Below are 21,256 nucleotides of genomic sequence, written 5' to 3'. Positions count from 1 at the left end.
TCTCCTGCGCGGCCGCCCCGTGGCGACCTTCCTTTCGCAGGGACAACGCCTGTCGGCGCAAAAGGTGGCATCCAAGGCGGTGATAGGATCAAGGCGGACGTCGGCCCACCTGCAAACCGGATCAGCGGGTTTCCCCGGCATCGTCCTCGGACGGGGCAGCCGGCGGGTCCGGCCTTTGCGGGCACTCCTCATAGCGGTGGTCGCGGCCGCCGCAGAAGGAACAGCACATCGCCTCGCGGCCCTCGTCTCCGGGCCACCACCGCGGTGTTTCGTAAGCTTTCCTGTCCATTCCCAGCAATGCGCGACACGCGATTTGGTTGCGCCGATGGCCGCGCCGCGTTCAGGCCTCATGCTTGGCCTGTCGCGGAACCGGCGGGACGAAGGATGAGTTCTGTGGACAATGAGAGCCCGCTCGGGGATCCTCCGGCAAAAGTGAAGCGGCTTTCGACCGAAACCGCGTTAGAAGAGGTAACAATGATATCGGTTCGCTTTCGAATCTTGTTGATGACCTTGGGCACCGTGCTTGCGGCAACCGGTCTGGCCGAGGCGCGGCCCGACAGCCGTTCCATGAACTGCGCCGAAGTCCAGGCCATGATCCAGAGCCGCCGCGCGGTGGTGCTGACCACCGGCCCGAACACCTATGACCGCTATGTCAGGCAGTTCGGCAATGAATGCGACTGGCCGGAAGTGCCGATGTCGGCCTATATTCCGGCGCGCGACGGACACTGCCCGGTTTATCGCTGCGAAGAGCCGGTCAACAACTTCCCGAATTGACGCTTCGCCGTACTGGCGCCATAACCGTTCCAGCTTCTCCCGCTTCGTCTAATGGTAGGACAGCGCCCTTTGAAGGCGTGAATCGTGGTTCGAGCCCATGAGCGGGAACCAGTCTTCGACCGGCTGGAGCAATTCCGGGAAACCGTGAAACGGTTATCCCATGGAATTGCGTCTACGAACTCCCGGTTTTGGAACCGGTGCTCCTGAAACCATTTCATGGACCCCGCGTTGACGACCTGGCATGGCCAGACACAGGAGGCATTTCATGACCGTCAACTGCCGCATTTCCATCGACAACCGGCCGGACGCCACCGACGCAATTTTCCAGGCGGTGCCCAGGATCGGAGAAAGCGTTTCGCTGTCGGTCGACGGAAGCCCGCAGGACCTGCGGGTTTCGCGCGTCGTGCATGTCCCCGACGGGACACTGGATGGCGCAGCGATCATCGTCGAGGTGACGACCAACATCCTCTAGCCCTGCCCGCCGCCGGTCGGGGGATGGTTGCCGTCGCCGCCGACGGCCACCACCGAGCCTCACGCGACAGTGACTGGCAGGGATGAAACTTTGCGCCGACGCGAACGTTCAATATCCGCAACGCCGTCGAGGTTCCAATGCAGACCGCTTGGTTTTCCAAACCCGTGGTGGTTTCTGTCGGTGTCACCGGTGCAACCCGCAACCTGTCCAACACGCAGCAAGCCATCGAATTGCTCACGACCCATTGGCGCGATGCCGGTAGCCTGAAACATCAGTCCGCGCTGCGCGCCTGCCGCCGGGCGACCAGCGGCGACATGTCCCCCGATACCGCCAGGGAGGCCTTTGTCGAGGCCGCGCGCGAAGCGCACATACTGGTCGAGTAGGAACTGGCTGGTCGAATGGGAACCGGTCGCCGCCCGAATTCACGGGCCGCGGTCCCTATTCACAATCTCGTGATCGATGGAACCGACTGAAACGACAGGCGTTTTTTTGCAGGCGTCTTTTTGTCAGGCAACATCAGGAGGCGTTTATGCGCATCATGAATCTCGTCACGCTCGCCCTCATCATCCTTGGCGGCCTCAACTGGCTGGCCATGGCTGTGACCGGCCATGATATAATCGGCACGATCCTTGGGGGCGCCATGCTGGCCCGCCTTGCCTATCTGATCATAGGCCTTGCAGCCATATGGCAGCTCATGCCGGGCTTCCAGAGCTTCACCGTTGGAGAAGTCGATGCCGAGAGGCATCTCCCGCATCATCGGTGACCGGCAGGCCGGGGCGGCGGAAAAAACCTGCCGCCCCACCTGAGCGCAGCGCCGCGTGAGCAGCGCTCGTTATTACGCGCATCGCGCATGCTCCGCGATTGCCATCGGCAGGTGCCCGCCGTCGGATAAGCGCGACACCAAGGTCTCTGACGGGCGTCAGATGCCGAAGCCGCGCGCTTCGTCATCGGGCTCGGTGCCGGGTTGCGGCACGATGATCGCTGCCAGCGGCGCGGCCAGCTGCCATCTGAGATGCCCCGCGGACCGCTCGAGGACGGCGGAGCCCCCAAGCGACTGCGGCGCCACCCGCTGCAGGACGACGGTGCCGAATCCCTTGCGCGTGGTCTCTTCGCGTCTGTCGTCGGGACGGGGCGCGGATGTCTCGTTCCAAAGCAGTTGGAACTCACGCTCGCCCGAGCCGCCGGCATCGTGGGTGCCGGAGCCGATCGTCCAGGTGACTTCGATCCGGCCGTCTTCGCTGCCAAGCGCGCCATATTTGGACGAATTCGTGCCGAGCTCGTGGAAAGCCATGCCGAGATTCTGCACCGCGTTCGACTGCAGCGTCAGGACCGGACCGGAGAGCAGGATCTGCTCCTCGCGGCCGAAAGGCTTCAAATGTTCCTGGATCAGGTCGAACAGGCTGGCGCCGGCCCATTCCGAGGTGACAAGCAGATCATGCGAACGCGAAAGCGCCATGATGCGGGCACGGATCAGTTCCTCGAACTCGTGCGGGTCATTCGAGCGCTTGCTCGTCTCCCGGACCATCGACAGGATGACCGCGAACTGGTTCTTGACGCGATGGTTGACCTCTCGCATCAGCAGCCTGATCTTGCGCTCGCTCTCCTTGGCTGCGGAAATGTCGCGGGCGATCTTCGAGGCGCCGACGATCTCGCCATTGGCGTTCTTGATCGGCGAAACCGTCAGCGAGACAGAAATAAGCGCCCCGTCCTTGCGCTTTCGCGTCGTCTCGTAGCTGGCCACCCGCTCGCCGGCGCGAACCCGGCTGATAATCTCTATTTCCTCGCTCTTGAGGTGATCGGGAATGAGCATGACGATCGACCGGCCAATCGCTTCCTCGGCGCTGTAGCCGAACATGCGTTCGGCCGCCAGGTTCCAGCTGGTGACGATGCTGTTCAGATCCTTGCTGATGATGGCGTCGAAAGAGGAATCGATGATCGCCGCAAGGCGCGCATCCGCGGTCGCGCTCTGTTTTTGGTTGGTTGCTCCGATGTCAGCTGTCGCCGCCACGATATCGCTCATTTGCATGAGGTAGCGCGCAAACGGATCAAGGCAATCTCGCCCCAGGACAATCCGTACGGGCCGCGCGTCACGACCGAAACGGATTTCACTCCGAAGGCCGATCGTTTATCTTGCCGTCGCTCTCGGGCAGCACGCCGAAGTCTTGCGATTTGACGCCCTGCTCGGCCGTCAGGAAGCCATCCGAGGCAAGGCCACGTCGCAACAACTCCCTGACCGCGGCCGAGCGGCTTGGCATGCGCTTCTCGAATCGCCAGTTTTCCAAGGCCGCCAATTCGTCGGCGGTGAGCATGATTTGCAGCCGTTCGGGCCGTTCCAGTTCAGCCATGTGCGCCTCTCGCTCAAGACTAAAAATACAGCGAGTTAGTATCTAACTCATTATTCTATAATTGGGGTAGTGCGTGTCACACGTCAAGATCGGCCAGTGAGCGCTCCGCGTATCAGGCTCATGATGCGTATCAAACGCCGGACACACATTCCTGTAACTATCATAACTAATTGATTTATTTATGTATTTTATGGAAATTTACTTGTCATCCCGTCACGCTGGGCTCATGTTTCGATCTTGACAGAAAACCGTTCCCCTTGGGAGGTTTCAATGCGGTACGATTACTCCACGCGCTTGCGCGACGACGTCCATTCAGCGGTCCAGAAGGCATTCAAGACGGCTGGGATCGTCAACATCTCGGCGACGGCGGAACAGGTCCGGATGAGGAATCTGGTCGAGAACGTCGCCCTTGAGGACATTGAACACCTGGTGCTGCAGGCCGCCCAACTGCTTGGCGCGGCGATCGAATTCGACGCCTTGAACAGTGGCTTGATTGTGCTTGGAAACCATCTCGTCGAGGATGACGAGGAGAGCGCGATCACCCCAGTCGATCTCGGTCAATCCGCATCGATGCAGTAATCCAGGGACAGTGCCGACAGGCGCCCTATATGATCCGGGAAGCCTTTAACCGGAGACGCCCTGCCATGACCCTTGCCACGCGAAAACTCGGCAGCCAGGGGCTGCAAGTCTCGGCTATCGGCCTCGGCTGCATGGGCATGAGCCAGTCCTACGGTCCGGCGGACGAAGCCGAATCCATCGCCACGCTGCATAGGGCCATCGAACTCGGCTGCACCTTCCTGGATACCGCCGAGGTCTATGGCCCGTACGGCAACGAGGCCCTGCTCGGCCGGGCGCTGAAGGGCAAGCGCGGCCATGTCACCATCGCCACCAAATTCGGTTTCCGCATCGAAAACGGCAAGCAGGTTGGGGTCGATAGCCGGCCCGGCCATATCAGAGACGTTGTGGACGCCTCGCTCGGCCGGCTCGGAACCGACCATATCGACCTCCTCTACCAGCACCGCGTCGACCCGGCGGTGCCGATGGAGGATGTCGCCGGCGCGGTCGGCAAGCTGGTTGACGAGGGCAAGGTTCGCTTCTTCGGCCTGTCGGAGGCAGGCAGCGCCAACATTCGCCGCGCCCATGCCGTGCATCCCGTCTCGGCGGTGCAAAGCGAATATTCGCTGTGGGAGCGCAATCTGGAGCCAGAGATCATCCCGCTGCTCGGTGAACTCGGCATCGGCCTGGTGCCGTTCTCGCCGCTCGGCCGTGGCTTTCTCACCGGCGACGTCATGCGCGCCGAGGACTATCCCGAAGGCGACTACCGCCGCGACGACCCGCGCTACCAGGGCAGGAATTACGACGCCAACGTCGAGGCGGCCGGCACGGTGCGCGACGTGGCAACGGCCCGAGGCGTCAAGCCGGGTCAGGTCGCACTCGCCTGGCTGCTGTACAAGGGAAGCGATTTCGCGGTCGATATCGTGCCGATCCCCGGCACCAAGCGGACAAAATACCTGGAGGAGAACATCGCCGCCGCCTCGCTGAAGCTCGACGCCGCCGAAATGGCCGCGCTCGACGAGGCGCTCGCGCCAGGGAAGATCGCCGGCCCACGCTATGGCGAGCGTGGCATGGCGATGGTGGACCGGTAGAGATGGTGGAGATCGGCAGGAAGCGGATATTGCCGAGGCCGATGTTGTGATGTCGCCTTTGGGGCCGATAGTGGACGGGCAGCTTCTGGCGTCCGAAAAGCCTTAGCGGACGTTCCGCTTGCTGCGACTAAGATCTCCGACTAACCGGCCTTTGGCCCCTCGGCCGCTTTGCGCCAGTCCTGCCGTCCGGCAAGCTTTGCTTTGTCAGCTGGCGGTGAACGGCATCGCCGGGCTTGCGTCCTTCGGCTGTTCGCCGAGGGCAAAGACAGCGCTCGCCTCGCTGACGATCGAGACATGGTCCTTTGCTGCTGCTCCAGCGGTTGCGCCGTCGCCGCGCAAGATCGCGGTGACGATGGCGTCATGCTCCTGCCAAGACTTGGCGAGTCGACCAGAAAGCCTGAATTGCGCCCGCCGGAACGGCGCCAGCCGGCTACGCGTCATCACGGTCAGTTCGTAGATGTGGGTGCTGTGAGCGCCGCGATAAAGCCGACTGTGGAATTCGGTGTTGAAATATTCGTAGTCTTCCTGGGCGCCCAGCCGCACCAGGCGGGCCGAGGCCTGATGCTCGACCTCCAGCGCGCGGCGCTCGCCGCCGGTCATGCGTTCTGCGCAGAAGCGCGCGCATATCCCTTCCAACTCGGCCATGCTTTCGAACATTGAGGCGAGATGCTCCTGCGTAACGACTGCGACGATGGCGCCCCGGTTGGGTCGCCGCTCGACCAGACCCATGGCGCTGAGTTGGCCGAGCGCCTCGCGAACCGGCGTGCGTGAGACCTCGAAGCGGATGGCAAGCGAAACCTCGTCGAGCTTTTCGCCTGGACGCAGCACGCCGGTGACGATGCGGTCGCCGATCGCCCGCACCATCTGATCTACGGTCGTGCCCGACCGGATCAAGCTGCGCTTTCCCGACATATCTGTCTCGCCTCCCATGCGTTGGCTGCCATGAAATCAACTGGCTGGACGGCACGATCCCGACTCAGTCGCATTCTCTATGCCTATGTTTTAATCTTCCTGTCAAATTGGCTGTTTTCAAGGCAAAAAGTGCATGCAATTGCCTCTCGCTTGTGCATAGTGCGTTAAAAGTGTCATTGATTTTATTAGATAAATTTATCAATCCCAACTGGCACAGTGATTGCATGCACTTTGTTGAGAAGGCGTTAACCGACCCGGAAAAGGGTCCTATAGGGGAGCATAAGAGATGACCGACAAATTCATGCTTAGCCGTCGCCAGTTGCTCAAGACCTCCGCCGCCGGGGCGGCGCTCGGGCTTGCCTCCGCGGCCTTTCCCATCTCCCGGGCCTTTGCCGCCACCGCTACCGTCGGCTTCATCTATGTCGGACCGAAGGATGACTATGGCTACAACCAGGCGCATGCCGAAGGTGCGGCGGTGCTGAAGGGCATCGAGGGCGTCACCATCGTCGAGGAAGAGAACGTGCCGGAAACGGTCGACGTCCAGAAGACGATGGAATCGATGATCAATCTCGATGGCGCCTCGCTGATCTTCCCGACCTCGTTCGGCTATTTCGATCCACACATGCTGGCCATGTGCAAAAAGTTTCCCGACGTGCAGTTCCGCCATTGCGGCGGCATGTGGGACAAGGCCAAGCATCCGATGAATGCCGGCTCCTATTTCGGCTATATCGGCATGGGCCAGTATCTCAACGGCGTCGTCGCCGGCCACACATCGAAGACCAAGAAGCTCGGCTTCGTCGCCGCCAAACCGATTCCGCAGGTTTTGCTGAACATAAACTCCTTCCTGCTCGGCGCGCGCTCGGTCGATCCGACCATCACTTGCCAGGTCATCTTCACCGGCGAATGGTCGCTGGCGGTCAAGGAAGCAGAAGCCACCAACGCCCTGGTCGACCAGGGCGCCGACGTCATCACCTGCCATGTCGACAGCCCGAAAGTGGTGGTCGAGACGGCAGCCGGGCGCGGCGCCTTCGTCTGCGGCTATCACGCCAACCAGAGCCCGCTGGCGCCGGAAAAATATCTCACCGGCGCCGAGTGGAACTGGGCCAAGGTCTACAAGATGTTCGTCGACGAGCTGACGGCCGGCACGCAGCTGCCCAACTTCACGCGTGGCGGCCTCGCCGACGGCTTCGTCAAGATGAGCCCTCTCGGCCCCGCCGTCGGCGAGCCGGCGCGCAAGCAGTTCGACGCCACGCTGGCCGAAATGATGAAGGGCGGCTTCGCCGTCATCAAGGGTCCGCTGAAGAGCAACAAGGGGGCAGTCGTGGCCACCGCGGGCCAAGCCTTCCCGGAGACCGCGATCGAACTCGAAAGCATGGACTATCTGGTCGACGGGGTCGTCGGCTCGACCGCCTAATCTTGAGGGGAACGGGTCGATGGCTAATACGGTGACAGGAGCCGGCATGCCGGCATTGTTCGGAGCCAGGGGATATCCTCCGGCGCTGGAATGGATCGCGAGGCGGGCGGAGGCCTTCGTCATTCCGCTCGCGGCACTTGTCGTCGGCATGGCGCTGTTCAGCCTGTTCATCTTGGCTGTCGGCAAGTCGCCGATCCTGCTTTACGAGACCATGTGGCGGGGTGGCTTCGGCTCGTGGTTCTCGATCCAGAACTCGCTGTCGCGGGCCGCACCGCTGCTTCTGGCGGCGCTGTGCGTGGCGCTGCCGGCGCGACTTGGGCTCGTCGTCATCGGCGGCGAGGGCGCCATCGTGCTCGGCGGCGTCGGCGCCGCGGCCATCGGCGTTGCGCTGAGCGGCGCGCCTTCCTTCATCGTCATTCTTGCCATGGGCGTGGCGGGCATGGCCGCCGGCGGCATCTGGATCGGTGCCGTCGGCGCGCTGCGCCACTACCGGGCCGTCAACGAAACCATTTCCAGCCTGCTGATGGCCTACATCGCAATCGCGCTGATGAACCAGTTGGTGGAAGGGCCGCTACGTGACCCGGCCTCGCTCAACAAGCCGTCGACGCAGCCGCTGGCGGACATGTACCGCATCGGCAACATTCCGGGCATGGACGTGCATTGGGGGCTGGTCGTCGGCGTCGTCGCCTGCATTCTCTCCTGGGTGCTCATCGAAAAGACCCGCTGGGGATTTGCCGCGCGCATCGCCGGCGGCAATGTGCGGGCGGCCCAAGTGCAAGGGCTTGCGGTCGGGCCTCTGATCGTTGGCTTCACGGCGCTCGCCGGCGGGTTCGCCGGGCTTGCCGGCATGCTGGAAGTCGCCGCCGTGCAAGGCAGCGCCAACGCCTCGCTGGCGGCCGGCTATGGTTACACGGGCATCCTCGTCGCCTTCCTTGCCCGCCACAACCCGCTGGCCATCATCCCCGTCGCCATCCTGCTTGGCGGCATCGATGCCTCGGGCGGGCTGATCCAGCGCCGCATGGATCTGCCGGACGCCACGGTGCTGGTGCTGCAAGGCATGATCTTCATCGTCATCCTGTTCAGCGAAACCTTCTACGGCCGCTTTAAGGCCTTCAATCCCGATCTCTGGAAAGGAGCCTCCTGATGGGCGCTACCGAGATCGGCCTGTGGGGCGTGCCGCTGGCCATACTGGGCGGGGCCATCCGCGTCTCCACTCCGTTCATCTTCGTCTCGTTGGGCGAGGCGATCACCGAGCGCTCCGGTCGTATCAATCTGGGCCTTGAAGGCACGCTCGTCTTCGGCGCCATGACCGCCTATGCGGTGGCGGTGAAGACCAATTCGCCCTGGCTCGGCCTGCTTGCCGCGGCCTTCGCCGGACTGTGCTTCGGCCTGTTCCACGGCTGGATCTGCAAATTCCCGAAGGTCAACGACATCGCCATCGGCATCGCGCTGATGCTGTTCGGCTCGGGCCTCGCCTTCTTCTTCGGCAAGCCATTCATCAAGCCCAAGGCGCCCAATTTGCCGGCCATTCCCTTCGGCGGCTGGTCGGACATTCCGCAGGTTCAGGCCGCGCTCGACGTCAACGTGCTGTTTCTCATTGGGGCCGTGCTTTCGGTCATCCTGTGGTGGGCGTTCCGCAACACCCGCGCCGGCCTCATCGTGCGCGTCGTCGGCGACAGTTCGGACGCGGCACGTGCCATGGGCCTCAACCCCGACACTATACGGCTGCTGGCCACCGGCGTCGGCGGCGCGCTGGCCGGCATCGGCGGCGCCTATCTGTCGCTCTATTATCCCGGCAGCTGGACCGAGCGTATCTCGTCGGGCCAGGGGCTGATGGCGGTGGCGCTGGTCATCTTCGCGCGCTGGAACCCGCTGGGATGCTTTGCCGCCGCCCTTCTGTTCGGCGGGGCCGGCGCGCTCGGCCCGGCGCTGCAATCTGTAGGCGTGACCCAAGGCTACTACCTGTTTTACGCCGCCCCCTACATCCTAACCCTCATCATCATGATCGCCACCTCGTCGCCGACCCGCTCGCTCGCGGGCGCGCCGGGCGAACTGTCTATCACCAAATGACTGGAGTTTTGCCCGTGAACGCCAGAGTCGAAATTACCCAGCATACGATCGATGCCGAGCCCTATCCGTGGCCCTACAATGGCGATCTGCGGCCCGACAACACGGCACTGATCATCATCGACATGCAGACCGATTTCTGCGGGCCGGGCGGCTATGTCGACCATATGGGCTACGATTTGTCGCTGGTGCGCGCGCCGATCGAGCCGATCAAGTCGGTGCTGTCGGCGATGCGGGCCAAGGGCTACACCATCATCCACACGCGCGAGGGGCATCGCCCCGATCTCGCCGACCTGCCGGCCAACAAGCGCTGGCGCTCGCGCCGCATCAATGCCGGCATTGGCGATGCCGGTCCGTGCGGGCGCATCCTGGTGCGCGGCGAGCCGGGTTGGGACATCATCCCCGACCTCTATCCGATCGAGGGCGAGCCGATCATCGACAAGCCCGGCAAGGGCTCGTTCTGCGCCACCGACATGGAGCTGATCCTCAACCAGCGCGGCATCCGGAACATCGTGCTCACCGGCATCACCACGGATGTCTGCGTGCACACAACCATGCGCGAGGCCAACGACCGTGGCTATGAGTGCATGATGCTGGAGGATTGCTGCGGGGCGACCGATTACGGAAACCATCTGGCGGCGATCAAGATGATCAAGATGCAGGGCGGCGTTTTCGGCACGGTGTCGAATTCGAAGGTGCTCGTCGCGCAGCTGCCGTGAGGAGGCGGCGATGAGTGACAGCATCAGAAAAGCCGTCGGCGTCGAAACCATCGGCATGACCATGCGTTTCGGCGGCTTCACGGCGCTGGACGGCGTTTCGGTGAAGGTGCCGGCAGGCTCCTTCCACGCGCTGCTCGGCGAGAATGGCGCCGGCAAGTCGACCCTGGTCAAATGCATGATGGGTTTTTATCACCCGACCTCCGGCGACATCGTGGTCGACGGGCGCGAAGTTAAGATCGCCAGCCCCAGGGACGCCTCGGCGCTTGGGCTCGGCATGGTCTACCAGCATTTCACGCTGGTGCCGTCGCTGACGGGAGCGGAGAACCTTGTCATCGCGCGCGAGAAGGTGCCGGGCGTTATCGACTGGCGCAAGGAGGGCGCCGAGCTCGCCGTGTTCATGGAGCGCATGCCGTTCAAGCTGCCGCTCAATGTCAAGGTGGCGGAGCTTGCCGCCGGCGAGAAGCAGAAGCTCGAAATCATCAAGCAGCTCTATCTCGGCCGCTCCTTCCTGGTTCTGGACGAGCCGACCTCGGTGCTGACGCCCGGTGAGGCACAGGAGGTGCTGGGGCTGGTGCGCGACATGACCAAGGCCGGCGACCTCACCGTGCTGATGATCTCGCACAAATTCCATGAGGTCACGGCGTTTGCCGACGATGTCAGCGTGCTGCGCAAGGGCAAGCTCACCGGAACCGGCCGCGTTGCCGACCTCGACCACAAGGCGATGGCGGCGATGATGATCGGCGACCAGCCGATCGCGGCGCTCGACAGTCGCACGGCGCCCAAGGCCGATGCCGAGACGGTGCTGAAGATCAAGTCGCTGAAGGCGCCGGACCGCACCGGGTTGAAGTCGATCAACATCGCCGATCTCGGCGTACATTCGGGCGAGATCGTAGGCATTGCCGGGATTTCCGGCAACGGCCAGAAGGAATTCCTGGAAGTGCTGGCCGGCCAGCGGCCGCGCGACGCCGGCGAAGTGCTGGTGCGCGGCGAAGCTTATGCGGCGACGCGCGCCGAGGCGCGGGTGCTCAATGTGCGGCTCATTCCCGAGGAGCCGCTGAAGAATGCCTGCGCACCGAAAATGACGGTGGCCGAAAACATCTCGTTCCGGACCTTCGACATCGACGGCAATGGCAAGCCGGTCAATTGGATTAGCGCCGGCGCCATCCGCGCGTTCAGCGGCCGACTGGTCGAACAGTTCAAGGTCAAGACCGCATCGCTGTCCTCGCCCATCGCCTCGCTGTCGGGCGGCAATGTGCAGCGTGCGGTGCTGGCGCGCGAACTAACCGGCGAGGTCGACCTGCTGATCGTCTCCAACCCATGCTTCGGCCTCGACTTCTCGGCGGTGGCCGAAATCCGCGCCCGCATCATGAAGGCGCGCAATGCGGGTGCCGCCGTGCTGCTGATGTCGGAGGACCTCGACGAGTTGCTGGAACTGTCGGACCGCATTTTTGTCATGTCGGACGGTGCTCTGGTCTATGAGACGCCGATCGCCAGAGCGAGCGTGCAGACCATCGGCGAGCATATGGCGGGGCATCACTGATGGCTGAAATCGACGCGCAGCCATTCGCCTTTGCGTTCAAGCCCGTCACGATGGCGCTGGTTGTCATCGACATGCAGCGCGACTTCGCCGAGCCGGGCGGCTTCGGCGCCAGCCTGGGCAACGATGTCAGCCGGATCACGGCGATCGTACCGACGGTGAAGCGGCTGATCGAAGGGTTCCGCGCCGCCGGACTGCCGGTGATCCACACCATGGAGTGCCACCGCGCCGACCTCTCCGACCTGCCGCCGGCCAAGCGCGACCGCGGCAATCCGTCGATCCGCATCGGCGATGTCGGCCCGATGGGCCGGGTGCTGATCGTCGGCGAGCCGGGAACGGCCATCCTCGACGAATTGGCGCCGCTGCCCGGCGAGATCATCATCGAGAAGCCCGGCAAGGGGGCGTTCTATGCGACCAGGCTCAGTGAGGAACTGAAGCATCTCGGCGCCCAGCAACTGGTTTTCGCCGGCGTCACCACCGAGGTCTGCGTGCAGACGACGATGCGCGAGGCCAATGATCGCGGCTATGAGTGCCTGCTCGCCGAGGACGCGACGGAAAGCTATTTTCCCGAGTTCAAGGCAGCCGCCATCGCCATGATCCGCGCACAGGGCGCCATTGTCGGCTGGACGGCGACGACCGACCAGGTGCTGCAGGGACTTGCCAATGGCTAATCTGAGTTTTGCCGGCCTCGTCGATGGCGGCTGGCGCGACCTGGCGTTCGAGCCTTTTCGCGAGGGCATCACTGTGCACTGGCTGCTCAAGGGCGGACCGGTCGAGCCGTCGGTCGCGATCCTCGACTACCGGGCCGGCGCCGGCGTGCCGCGCCATCGCCACGTCGGGCTGGAAACCATCGTCGTGCTCCAGGGCACGCAGAGCGACGAGAATGGCTGTTATCCCGCGGGCAGCGTCATCCTGAACCCGGTCGGGACCGAGCATTCGGTGTGGACGAAGGACGGCTGCGTGGTGTTGATTCAGTGGGATCTGCCGGTGATCATTCTGGGGGAGGCCACATGAGCGAGATCCGCTTCGACATCGGCAGTCTGCATGCGGCCTATGCGGCCGGTGTCAGTGTTGCCAACATGATCGATACCGTTCACGCCCGCATCGCGGCAGCCGACGATCCCGGCATCTTCATTCATCTCGCCGCCAAGGCACAGATGCTGGCGCAGGCGCAAAAGCTCGGACCGTTCGATCCGGCGGGCAGGCCGTTGTGGGGCGTGCCGTTCGCGGTCAAGGACAACATCGATGTCGCGGGAATGCCGACCACGGCAGCCTGCGCCGAATATGCGTACGTGCCGGAGCACGACGCCACCGTGGTGGCGCGGCTGAAGGCAGCCGGCGCGCTGGTGGTGGGCAAGACCAATCTCGACCAGTTCGCTACCGGACTGGTCGGCGTGCGCACGCCCTATCCGATCCCGAGGAACGCCGTCGATGCCAGCCTGGTGCCCGGCGGCTCCTCGTCAGGATCGGCGGTGGCGACAGCGCGCGGCATCGTCTCCTTCGCGCTCGGGACCGACACCGCCGGCTCCGGCCGCATCCCTGCCGGCCTCAACAACATCGTCGGGCTGAAGCCGACTGTCGGCGCACTTTCGGCCGCCGGCGTTGTGCCGGCCTGCCGTACGCTAGATTGCATCTCGGTGTTCGCGCTCACCGTCGACGACGCCTATGCGGTGTTTGGTGTCGCGGCGGCCAAGGATGCCGCCGATGCCTATTCGCGCGCCATCAAGGTGCCGGCGTTTGCCGCGCGCCCGCCGGTGCTGAGCGTCGGTGTGCCTGCGAAAGGCGACCTGAAGTTCTTCGGTGACGCCTCGATGCAGGCCGGCTTCGAGACGGCCCTTGGCCTTCTGGAAACGCTTGGCTGCCGGCTGGTCGAAATCCCGTTCAGCGATTTCTACGCCACAGCCAGTCTTCTCTACGAAGGCGCCTGGGTGGCCGAACGCTACGCCGCGGTCCGCGACTTCATGGATGCCAACGAGGCCGCCATGCATCCGGTGACGCGGAAAATCATCGGCGGTGCGCGCGGCCTGTCGGCGGCCGATGCCTTCAAGGGTCTCTATGCGCTGCAGGCCTGTAAGGCGAAGCTCGCTTCGGCCGTCGCCTCGGTCGACCTGTTCTGCGTGCCGACCGCGCCGACGCATTACGCGCTGGATGCCGTGCTCGCCGATCCGATCACCACCAACAGCCGGCTCGGCACCTACACCAATTTCGTCAATCTGCTGGACATGTGCGGCATCGCCGTGCCGACCGGCAAGCGCCATGACGGGCTGCCGATGAGCGTGACCTTGCTCGGCACGGCAGGCAAAGATTGGCTGACGGCGGCACTTGCGCGCGACATCCATGCCGCAAGCGGACTGCCGCTTGGCGCGACCGGCTGGCCGCAGCCGGGAAGTGCGTTGCCTGGCAACATTGCGCAGGATCAGACGATCGATCTGGTGGTGGTCGGCGCGCATCTTTCGGGGATGCCGCTCAACGGTCAGCTAAGGGATCTAGGCGCCCAATTCTCGAGAGTAACGAAAACCACACCTGCCTACCGGCTCTATGCTCTTGCCGGCCAATCCGTGCCCAAGCCTGGCCTCGTCCGGGTATCCAGGGATGGCATGCGAATAGACGTCGAGGTCTGGCGGCTTGACCCGGATGCCTTCGGACGGTTCGTCGCCGCCATCCCCCCACCGCTGGGCGTAGGAACGATCGAACTCGAGGACGGCAGCGCGGCCAAGGGGTTTCTGGTAGAAACCGCCGGCCTGACTGACGCTTCCGATATCTCCGCCTATGGTGGCTGGCGTAGTTTTGTCAGATGCGACCAAGAAAGGGCCAATCTTCTGGCGACCTAGCAACCTCAGCTGGGTCTCCGACGGTGTCTGCTTTCAGGAACGGCGAAGGTGACCTTAATGGCCGATATGCGGCGCGAGGCCGCCATCAGCACCTTTACCGGGAGAGCCCGCCCACCCGGTCGCTCGCGGCAGTCGGGTTTCATCCCTAGCCAGCCGCCGCGGCCGCCACCTTCCTCGGAGCCGCCCGCCGTCGCGCGCGCCGTTTGGCGACGAGCTTCAACGCGATCGGCGGCTCTTTCGACAGCGCGCCCGTCACCGCGCCGGCCATGCCGTGCGCGACGAAATCCGCGCTGATGTCCTCGGCGAGCCTGGCGGCCGCTTCCTTGTCGCCGTTGCCGGTCTCCGACCAGAACACGATGCCCACCCGAAGTGCCGCCTTCGCCCGCTTCAGCCGGCGAACCAGGAAGCGGGCGTGCTTGACGGAATCGCGGTTGAGGAAGCCGACCACGACCGTGTCGATGGCTTCGAGTTCGAGCCGGCGGATGCTGGCGGGTTCCATGTCGGCAAAGCCCGCCTTCGGCGCGGTCGCCCCCTGGACTTCCAGGACCTGCGCCAGCATCGCGGCCGCGGCATCGTCGAGTTCGCCTCGCCCGCCGGCGCAAAGCACCGACAGGCCGGTGCCGTCTGGCAGGTCGGCCGCGTCCTCATCGGCCGCGTCGCCGGGCTCGCCCCCCTCCTCGGCCTGCTCATCCTCCTCACCCGCTTCCTCTTTCGCTTCGTCCTCCAGATTGGCCACCAGCACCAGGGCGCTGGCCGCCACTTGCCGTCTTTGCAGGTCACCCATGACGCCGCGCACACGGTCCCGTTCGCCCAGCAGAAGGGCCGGAATGGCGACCTTGTCGTAGAACTCGACCAGGTATTTTTCTTCCAGCATCTCCTCGGCATGATCGGTGGCCTCGTCCGGATCGCCGGCCAGAAGCCGCTGGTAGAGCCGCGCATGAGGTTCCAGGACGGGCTCGTTGCCGAACAGCACGTCGAGGAATTCGAACTGCGGCACGTGCCTGCCCAGAACCACCAGGCAGACGGTGAGCGGCGTCGACAGCACCAGCCCCAGCGGCCCCCACAGCCACGTCCAGAAGATCGCCGCGACGATGATCGCCAGCGGCGACAGCCCGGTTCGCGAACCGTAGAGCCAGGGCTCGACGACATTGCCGGTGACCAGTTCCATCACCACGAACAAGGCGGCCGTCCACAGGACGAGTCCCCAGCCGGGCGCCACGGCCAGCGCCAGGAACAGCGGCAAAAGCATGCCGATGGCGGGGCCGATATAGGGAACGAAACGCAGCGCCAGCGCCAGCAACCCCCAAAGCAAGGCATTGGGAATGCCGAGGATCCACAGCCCGATCGCGATGGGAATGGCGTAGACGGTGTTGACCACCAATTGCATGAGCAGATAGAGCCCCACGCGCTTGCCGGCATCCTGGAGCGCCTCGGTGGTGCGGTGAAGGTCGCCATAGCCGACAAGCCTGATGAAGCGGTCGCGCAAATCCTCCCGCTCGAGCAGCATGAAGATGACGACGACAATGATCAGCCCGGCCGATCCGAGCGGGCTGATCAGCGGACCGACGATGTTCTGCAGGACCTCGAGCGGCCTTTCGTGCGCGACGATTTCGACGGGCACCGGCACGCGCGGCGGCTTGTCGGGCGTGGCGGCCGGCAGCGTTGCGTCCTGCCTGTCGATCTCCTGGCCGACACGCTCGACCACGCCGCTCAATCTCGAAATGATCCCTCCCCCGACCCCGGTTTCCTTGAGCGAGCGGATCTTGGCCAGGATGTTGGTCTGATAGACCGGGATGTTCTGCGCCAGTTCGCTGACCTGCGTGGCGACGATGAAGCTGAACAGGGCAAGTGCCGCGAAGGCGGCCAGCACGCTGGCGATGACAGCCGCGATCCTGGGAATGCCCACCCGCTTGAGCGCCGAAACCAAGGGCGCGAGCGCGAAGGTCAGCAGCAGTGCAATGGCGATCGGCAGGAACACCTCGCGCCCGAAATACAGCGCAGCCACCGCGGTGACGGTGGTCGCCACATTTGGCAGTGACGTTCGCGGGTGGGGCGCGGCGGCCGAAAGAATGTCGTCCAGCCCCTGCGACGCCATTCCATTCCGACGATTGTTCGCCACCTTGTACCTCTCCCCTGCCAATGGCCATGGTCCGATATATTGAACCGGCGTGCAACCTTGGCCGGCGGCTGTGCGCTGCTCCCCCAACGGGCGCCGGTCCGAATGGCTCCATGCGCTTGACATTTTGTGCACATGTCAATAAATGAGTGACCACTCACTCAAATGGCTTGGACATGGCACGCCCTCTCAGCGAAGAAAAACGTCAGGCAATCCTGGCTTCGGCTACCGAACTGGTGGCGACGCTTGGAACCGGCGCGGCCACGGCCAAGATCGCCAGGGAGGCCGGCCTCTCCGAAGGCACGCTCTTCAACTACTTCGCCAGCAAGGATGAGTTGCTCAACCAGCTCTACCTCGAGATCAAGACCGATCTCGGCAACGCCTTGCTGACTTCGTATCCGTCGCAGGCCAGCGTGCGCGAGCGCAGCCGCCACGTCTGGAACAACTTCATCGACTGGGGCGCGAAACACCCCATGAAGCGCAAAGCCATGCGCCAGCTCAGCGTCTCGGAGCGGATCACCGAGCAGAGCAGGCGTCAGGGCAACGCGGCCTTCGGCGATATTAACAGGATGATCGAGGAAAGCCTCGTCGATGGCGGGCCGAAGGGCTGCTCGATGGCCTTTGCCGGAGGCATTTTCGAGGCCCTCGCGGAGACGACGCTCGAATTCATCGCCCGCGATCCTCGGCAACGCGAACACTACAAGGAGACCGGCTTCGCGTTTTTCTGGAGCGGTATGTCCAAGTAGCTCTGGGCAAGGCCTCAAGCAGCACCACGCGGATCATGACCACCGCAAATTCGCGACCAAATCAACATGAATGAATGAGTGCCTAATCACTCGTTTATTTGCCAACGCACCGAAAGGAAAAGACAATGTCGAAAGTCTGGTTGATCACCGGCAGCGCCCGCGGGCTGGGGCTGGATATCACCGAGGCGGCGCTTGCCGCCGGCAACAGCGTCGTGGCGACGGCGCGCGATGTCACCCGCCTCGCGGAGCTCGAAAGCCGCTACACCGGGCATCTGCGCGGCTTTGCGCTTGATGTCACCGACCCCGCCGCCGCGCAGGCCTCCGTGGATTTTGCGCTGGAGACGTTCGGACGTCTCGACGTTCTCGTCAACAATGCCGGCTTCGGCCATATCAGCCCGTTCGAGCAGACCAGGGAGGCTGATTTCCGGGCGCAGATCGAGACCAACCTCCACGGAGTCGTCAATCTTGCCCGCGCGGCCATCCCGGTCATGCGTGCCCAGCGCTCGGGCCATATCATCAACATCTCCTCGGTCGGCGGGCGGACGGCCACGCCGGGCCTCAGCGCCTACCAGGCGGCAAAATGGGCGGTGGGCGGCCTGACTGAAGTGCTGGCGCTGGAACTCGCCCCCTTCGGCGTCAAGGTCATTTCGGTCGAGCCGGGCGGCATGCGCACCGATTGGGGAGCCACCGCCTTGGCCGCCGCGCCGGCCTTGCTGCCCGATTATGAGCCAACCGTCGGCGCTGTGCTGGGCATGCTCAAGGCCTATGTCGGCAATGCCATTGGCGACCCGCGAAAGGTCGCCGATGTCATCGTCGATCTCGCCGGGCGCGATTCCTTGCCCGCTCACCTGATTCTCGGCAGCGACGCCTTGCATGTCTTTGCCCAGGCCGAAGCCGCGCGCCAGCATGCGGCGAAGGAATGGGCACCGGTCAGCACCTCCATCGATATCGAGGGTGTCGACCTTTCGTTCCTGTCGCGGGAGAGCCACTCATGAGCGCCTGGACCACGCACGACATCCCGCCCCAGCAGGGGCGCAAGGTGGTGATCACAGGCGCCACCGGCGGCCTTGGTTACGAGACGGCGCTGGCGCTGGCGCAAGCCGGCGCGGACGTGCTGATGACGGGACGCAACGAAGCCAAGGGCAAGGATGCGCTGAGCCGCGTCCAGGCCGAGGTTCCCGGCGCCGTCGTGCGCTATGCCCATCTCGATCTCGCGGACCTCGCCTCTGTCGAAGCCTTCGCCGGCCAGCTCGCCGGCGAATGGGAGGGGATCGACCTGCTGGTCAACAATGCCGGCGTCATGACCCCGCCGACCCGCCACGAAACCGCCGACGGCTTCGAACTGCAGTTCGGCACCAACTATCTCGGCCACTTCGCCCTGACCGGACGCCTGCTGCCGATGCTGCGCAAGGGAAGCAGGACGCGCGTCGTCAATCTCAGCAGCGGCGCCCACCGCATCCAGGCGGCGATCCATTTCGACGACCTGCAATGGCAAAAGCGCTACAGGCCCTGGGCCGCCTACGCGCAGTCCAAGCTCGCCATGATCCTGTTCGCCTTCGAACTGCAGCGCCGCAGCGACGCCAACGGCTGGGGCTTGCTGAGCAATGCGGCACATCCCGGCTACGCTCTCACCGACCTGCAGACCAGCGGGCCACGCCTGGGCCACGACGGCCGGCCGTCGTGGCTCGATTGGCTGGGCAGGCTGCTCGCGCCGGTTCTTTCGCAGTCGGCCGCGCAAGGCACGCTGCCGACGCTGTTCGCCGCGACCGCGCCCGACGCGAAGCCGGGCGGCTATTACGGTCCGCAAGGTCTGTTCGAACTGAAGGGCGCGGTAGGCGAGGCAAGGATAGGCCGCCACGCGCGCGACACTGCCGTCGCCTCCCGGCTTTGGGACGTGTCGCGGGAATTGACCGGCGTTGGCTGGCCGGGCGGGGCCTGATGCGCCCGTCAGCCGTCCCTGGCAAACAGCGTAATGCCGGCGGTGCCGGCGACCTTCAGGACTTTCCCCAGTTCGAGCGTCGGCTTGCCGTTCTCCAACTCCGACAGGAAGCGCCGGCCGACCCCGGCGAGATCGGCGAACTGCTGCTGGGAGAAATCTCGCCGCTTGCGGGCCGCGCGCACCAGCCGGCCGAGATCCGCCGGCGACGTTATGGTGCTCCCCTGCAAGGCCGCTTGCGCCAAGGCGTCCCCGGCATCATCGCGGACCGGAGGTAGCCGCCGTGGCAGCGCCGCACGGACGGGCCTGGGTTCATCGCGGAGGTCACCAAGGCTCCCGTCATGCTTGTTCGAAACGCCGTCAGTCGGGACGGCCGGCGCCAGCGACCCGAATAAATCCCCCTGCTCGGCGGGAGCGGATCGTGCGGCGCGGCGCGCAATTTCGACAGCGCTTTCAGGCGGGGGTGTCTGTGTGGTCATGATTCCGCTCCCGAACGGGAGCATATGCTTTGCCGGAATGAAATCAAAGCTACTTGTTACCGTACGGGATCATAAATCATGACCCCGTACGGGAGCGGCCATAGATTGCCGCCGGCCTCCACACGGAAGCAAGCGCGGGCGGAGACTGCTCCCGAACGGTATCGGCCGATCACCGTGCCGCATACCTCGCCAGCGCGTGCTCGATCAGCACGTCGATAACCCTGCTGTAGCCGATGCCTATCGCCGCCAGCGCCTTGGCGTACATCGAAATGTCGGTGAAGCCCGGCAGCGTGTTGACCTCGTTGACCAGCAGCGAACCGTCGGCGCGCAGGAAGAAGTCGACGCGCGCCATGGCCTCGCAGCCGAGCGCCCGGAAAGCCTGCGCGGCCATCTCCTTGGCTCTGTCGGCAACAGCGGCCGGCACATTGGCGGGCACCTGGACCACCGCGCCGTCGGCGTCGAGATACTTGGCCTCATAGGTGTAGAAGCCATGCTTGCCGGCCGGAATGATCTCGCCGGGGAGCGACACCGTGAGCGAGCCGTCGGCCTGCTCCAGCACCGAACATTCGATTTCGCGGCCTTCGACGAACTCCTCGATCAGCACCTTGCCGTCATAGCGGAAGGCCGTTTCGACAGCCTGCTCGAAGCCATCCCTGTCATTCACCTTGCTCACGCCGAAGGAGGAGCCCTGGCGCGCCGGCTTGGCGAAGAAGGGCAGCCCAAGCGCGCCGGCAATTTCCTGGAACGAACCTCTGTCGTTGCGATGCACGGTCACGGAGCGGGCAACCCCAAGCCCCGCCTCGCGCATCAGCCGCTTGGCGACGTCCTTGTCCATGGCGACGGCGGAGGCCAGGATGCCGCAGCCGACATAGGCGACATCGGCGACCTCGGCATAGCCCTGCACCGAGCCGTCCTCGCCGAACGGCCCGTGCAGCACGGGGAAGACGACGTCGACCGGCGGCAGGTCATGCCGCGCTCCACCGTGCGGCACGGCCACCAGCCGTCCCTTGCCGCCTGGCAGCAGGGCGACCTCGATACCGTCCTCGGATACCGCGGCCCCTGCCCCGTCGACATCAGCCTCGGACAACGGTTGCAGCAGCCATCTGCCGTCCCTGGTAATGGCGATCGGGACCACCTCGTAGCGCGTCCGGTCGATTGCCTTCAGCACATTGGCCGCCGACAGGCGCGACACCTCATGCTCGGCCGAGCGCCCGCCATAGAGGATGGCAACCCTTGTCTTCCCGATCATTGAAACCCCTCGA

At 64.4% G+C, this 21,256-nt stretch carries 23 protein-coding genes and 1 tRNA gene; 17 read left to right on the top strand and 7 right to left on the bottom strand.

Translation table 11 applies throughout. The annotated features are described in order from the left end of the window. The first annotated feature begins 504 nt into the window (after positions 1 to 504). From EB815_RS17265 to EB815_RS17245, 5 genes are all read left to right on the top strand, one after another. A complete protein-coding gene (locus EB815_RS17265) occupies positions 505 to 774 on the top strand; it encodes a hypothetical protein (RefSeq protein WP_081294881.1) in 270 nt (89 codons plus the stop codon). 37 nt (positions 775 to 811) lie between these two features. Then, positions 812 to 885: transfer RNA gene (locus EB815_RS17260), tRNA-Gln, on the top strand. Between the two features lie 154 nt (positions 886 to 1,039). Further along, positions 1,040 to 1,246, top strand: coding sequence for a hypothetical protein (locus EB815_RS17255; RefSeq protein WP_056571572.1), 207 nt, complete (start codon positions 1,040 to 1,042; stop codon positions 1,244 to 1,246). Positions 1,247 to 1,383: 137 nt separating this feature from the next. After that, complete coding sequence (locus EB815_RS17250; protein ID WP_056571570.1) at positions 1,384 to 1,629, top strand: DUF982 domain-containing protein; 246 nt, start codon at positions 1,384 to 1,386, stop codon at positions 1,627 to 1,629. A gap of 146 nt (positions 1,630 to 1,775) precedes the next feature. After that, positions 1,776 to 2,009: a DUF378 domain-containing protein gene (locus tag EB815_RS17245; protein WP_056571567.1), complete on the top strand. Its 234-nt coding sequence runs from the start codon at positions 1,776 to 1,778 to the stop codon at positions 2,007 to 2,009. Between the two features lie 156 nt (positions 2,010 to 2,165). Here EB815_RS17245 and EB815_RS17240 read toward each other — a convergent pair whose 3' ends face one another. The 3 genes from EB815_RS17240 to EB815_RS17230 all read right to left on the bottom strand — a co-directional run bounded on the left by EB815_RS17240 (position 2,166) and on the right by EB815_RS17230 (position 4,152). Next, complete coding sequence (locus EB815_RS17240) at positions 2,166 to 3,254, bottom strand: sensor histidine kinase (RefSeq protein ID WP_244494084.1); 1,089 nt, start codon at positions 3,252 to 3,254, stop codon at positions 2,166 to 2,168. A 97-nt stretch (positions 3,255 to 3,351) separates the two neighbouring features. Next, the gene (locus EB815_RS17235; RefSeq protein ID WP_056571560.1) at positions 3,352 to 3,591 is read right to left on the bottom strand and encodes a hypothetical protein; all 240 of its coding nucleotides are present in this window, start codon (positions 3,589 to 3,591) and stop codon (positions 3,352 to 3,354) included. Between the two features lie 312 nt (positions 3,592 to 3,903). Beyond that, a complete protein-coding gene (locus tag EB815_RS17230) occupies positions 3,904 to 4,152 on the bottom strand; it encodes a hypothetical protein (protein WP_155772445.1) in 249 nt (82 codons plus the stop codon). An 83-nt stretch (positions 4,153 to 4,235) separates the two neighbouring features. Between EB815_RS17230 and EB815_RS17225 the strand changes: the two genes are divergently transcribed. Further along, positions 4,236 to 5,237, top strand: a complete 1,002-nt coding sequence (locus tag EB815_RS17225) for an aldo/keto reductase (protein WP_056571554.1) — start codon at positions 4,236 to 4,238, stop codon at positions 5,235 to 5,237. A gap of 204 nt (positions 5,238 to 5,441) precedes the next feature. Here the strand turns inward: EB815_RS17225 and EB815_RS17220 are convergent, their stop codons facing one another. Further along, complete coding sequence (locus EB815_RS17220; RefSeq protein ID WP_056571552.1) at positions 5,442 to 6,149, bottom strand: GntR family transcriptional regulator; 708 nt, start codon at positions 6,147 to 6,149, stop codon at positions 5,442 to 5,444. A 286-nt stretch (positions 6,150 to 6,435) separates the two neighbouring features. Here EB815_RS17220 and EB815_RS17215 point away from each other — a divergent pair, with 286 nt between their 5' ends. The 8 genes from EB815_RS17215 to atzF are packed head-to-tail and all read left to right on the top strand — an operon-like array spanning position 6,436 to position 14,717. Next, positions 6,436 to 7,563, top strand: a complete 1,128-nt coding sequence (locus EB815_RS17215; RefSeq protein WP_056571547.1) for a BMP family ABC transporter substrate-binding protein — start codon at positions 6,436 to 6,438, stop codon at positions 7,561 to 7,563. A gap of 19 nt (positions 7,564 to 7,582) precedes the next feature. Beyond that, the gene (locus tag EB815_RS17210) at positions 7,583 to 8,707 is read left to right on the top strand and encodes an ABC transporter permease (protein ID WP_081294880.1); all 1,125 of its coding nucleotides are present in this window, start codon (positions 7,583 to 7,585) and stop codon (positions 8,705 to 8,707) included. Next, positions 8,707 to 9,633, top strand: a complete 927-nt coding sequence (locus tag EB815_RS17205) for an ABC transporter permease (RefSeq protein WP_056571541.1) — start codon at positions 8,707 to 8,709, stop codon at positions 9,631 to 9,633. Before EB815_RS17210 ends, EB815_RS17205 begins: the two co-directional genes overlap by 1 nt. Positions 9,634 to 9,647: 14 nt before the next feature. Beyond that, complete coding sequence (gene biuH / locus EB815_RS17200) at positions 9,648 to 10,349, top strand: biuret amidohydrolase (RefSeq protein WP_056571538.1); 702 nt, start codon at positions 9,648 to 9,650, stop codon at positions 10,347 to 10,349. Between the two features lie 10 nt (positions 10,350 to 10,359). After that, the gene (locus EB815_RS17195) at positions 10,360 to 11,889 is read left to right on the top strand and encodes an ABC transporter ATP-binding protein (protein ID WP_056571535.1); all 1,530 of its coding nucleotides are present in this window, start codon (positions 10,360 to 10,362) and stop codon (positions 11,887 to 11,889) included. Then, the gene (locus EB815_RS17190; RefSeq protein ID WP_056571532.1) at positions 11,889 to 12,557 is read left to right on the top strand and encodes a cysteine hydrolase family protein; all 669 of its coding nucleotides are present in this window, start codon (positions 11,889 to 11,891) and stop codon (positions 12,555 to 12,557) included. The genes EB815_RS17195 and EB815_RS17190 overlap by 1 nt, the downstream gene beginning before the upstream one ends. Next, positions 12,550 to 12,900: a cupin domain-containing protein gene (locus tag EB815_RS17185; RefSeq protein WP_056571529.1), complete on the top strand. Its 351-nt coding sequence runs from the start codon at positions 12,550 to 12,552 to the stop codon at positions 12,898 to 12,900. The genes EB815_RS17190 and EB815_RS17185 overlap by 8 nt, the downstream gene beginning before the upstream one ends. Continuing rightward, positions 12,897 to 14,717 (top strand): allophanate hydrolase, encoded by a 1,821-nt coding sequence (gene atzF, locus EB815_RS17180; protein ID WP_056571526.1) that lies wholly within the window; start codon positions 12,897 to 12,899, stop codon positions 14,715 to 14,717. Before EB815_RS17185 ends, atzF begins: the two co-directional genes overlap by 4 nt. 145 nt (positions 14,718 to 14,862) lie before the next feature. Here atzF and EB815_RS17175 read toward each other — a convergent pair whose 3' ends face one another. Beyond that, entirely contained in the window at positions 14,863 to 16,836 is a 1,974-nt protein-coding gene (locus EB815_RS17175) for an AI-2E family transporter (protein WP_056571523.1), read from the bottom strand. A 173-nt stretch (positions 16,837 to 17,009) separates the two neighbouring features. Here EB815_RS17175 and EB815_RS17170 point away from each other — a divergent pair, with 173 nt between their 5' ends. The 3 genes from EB815_RS17170 (at position 17,010) to EB815_RS17160 (ending at position 19,518) form a co-directional block, all read left to right on the top strand. Beyond that, positions 17,010 to 17,579 (top strand): TetR/AcrR family transcriptional regulator, encoded by a 570-nt coding sequence (locus EB815_RS17170; protein WP_056571520.1) that lies wholly within the window; start codon positions 17,010 to 17,012, stop codon positions 17,577 to 17,579. Positions 17,580 to 17,704: 125 nt separating this feature from the next. Next, the gene (locus EB815_RS17165) at positions 17,705 to 18,574 is read left to right on the top strand and encodes an SDR family NAD(P)-dependent oxidoreductase (protein WP_056571519.1); all 870 of its coding nucleotides are present in this window, start codon (positions 17,705 to 17,707) and stop codon (positions 18,572 to 18,574) included. After that, entirely contained in the window at positions 18,571 to 19,518 is a 948-nt protein-coding gene (locus EB815_RS17160) for an oxidoreductase (RefSeq protein ID WP_056571517.1), read from the top strand. The genes EB815_RS17165 and EB815_RS17160 overlap by 4 nt, the downstream gene beginning before the upstream one ends. A gap of 8 nt (positions 19,519 to 19,526) precedes the next feature. Here EB815_RS17160 and EB815_RS33610 read toward each other — a convergent pair whose 3' ends face one another. Further along, complete coding sequence (locus tag EB815_RS33610) at positions 19,527 to 19,760, bottom strand: helix-turn-helix transcriptional regulator (protein WP_244494083.1); 234 nt, start codon at positions 19,758 to 19,760, stop codon at positions 19,527 to 19,529. Positions 19,761 to 20,163: 403 nt separating this feature from the next. Continuing rightward, positions 20,164 to 21,243, bottom strand: coding sequence for a D-alanine--D-alanine ligase family protein (locus tag EB815_RS17150; protein ID WP_056571515.1), 1,080 nt, complete (start codon positions 21,241 to 21,243; stop codon positions 20,164 to 20,166). Positions 21,244 to 21,256 lie beyond the last annotated feature (13 nt).

The sequence above is a fragment of the Mesorhizobium loti genome (assembly GCF_013170705.1).
Taxonomy (GTDB): Bacteria; Pseudomonadota; Alphaproteobacteria; order Rhizobiales; family Rhizobiaceae; genus Mesorhizobium; species Mesorhizobium loti_D.
The sequence above is the reverse complement of the archived record's forward strand: the minus strand, read 5'-3'. Positions and strand labels throughout refer to the sequence as shown.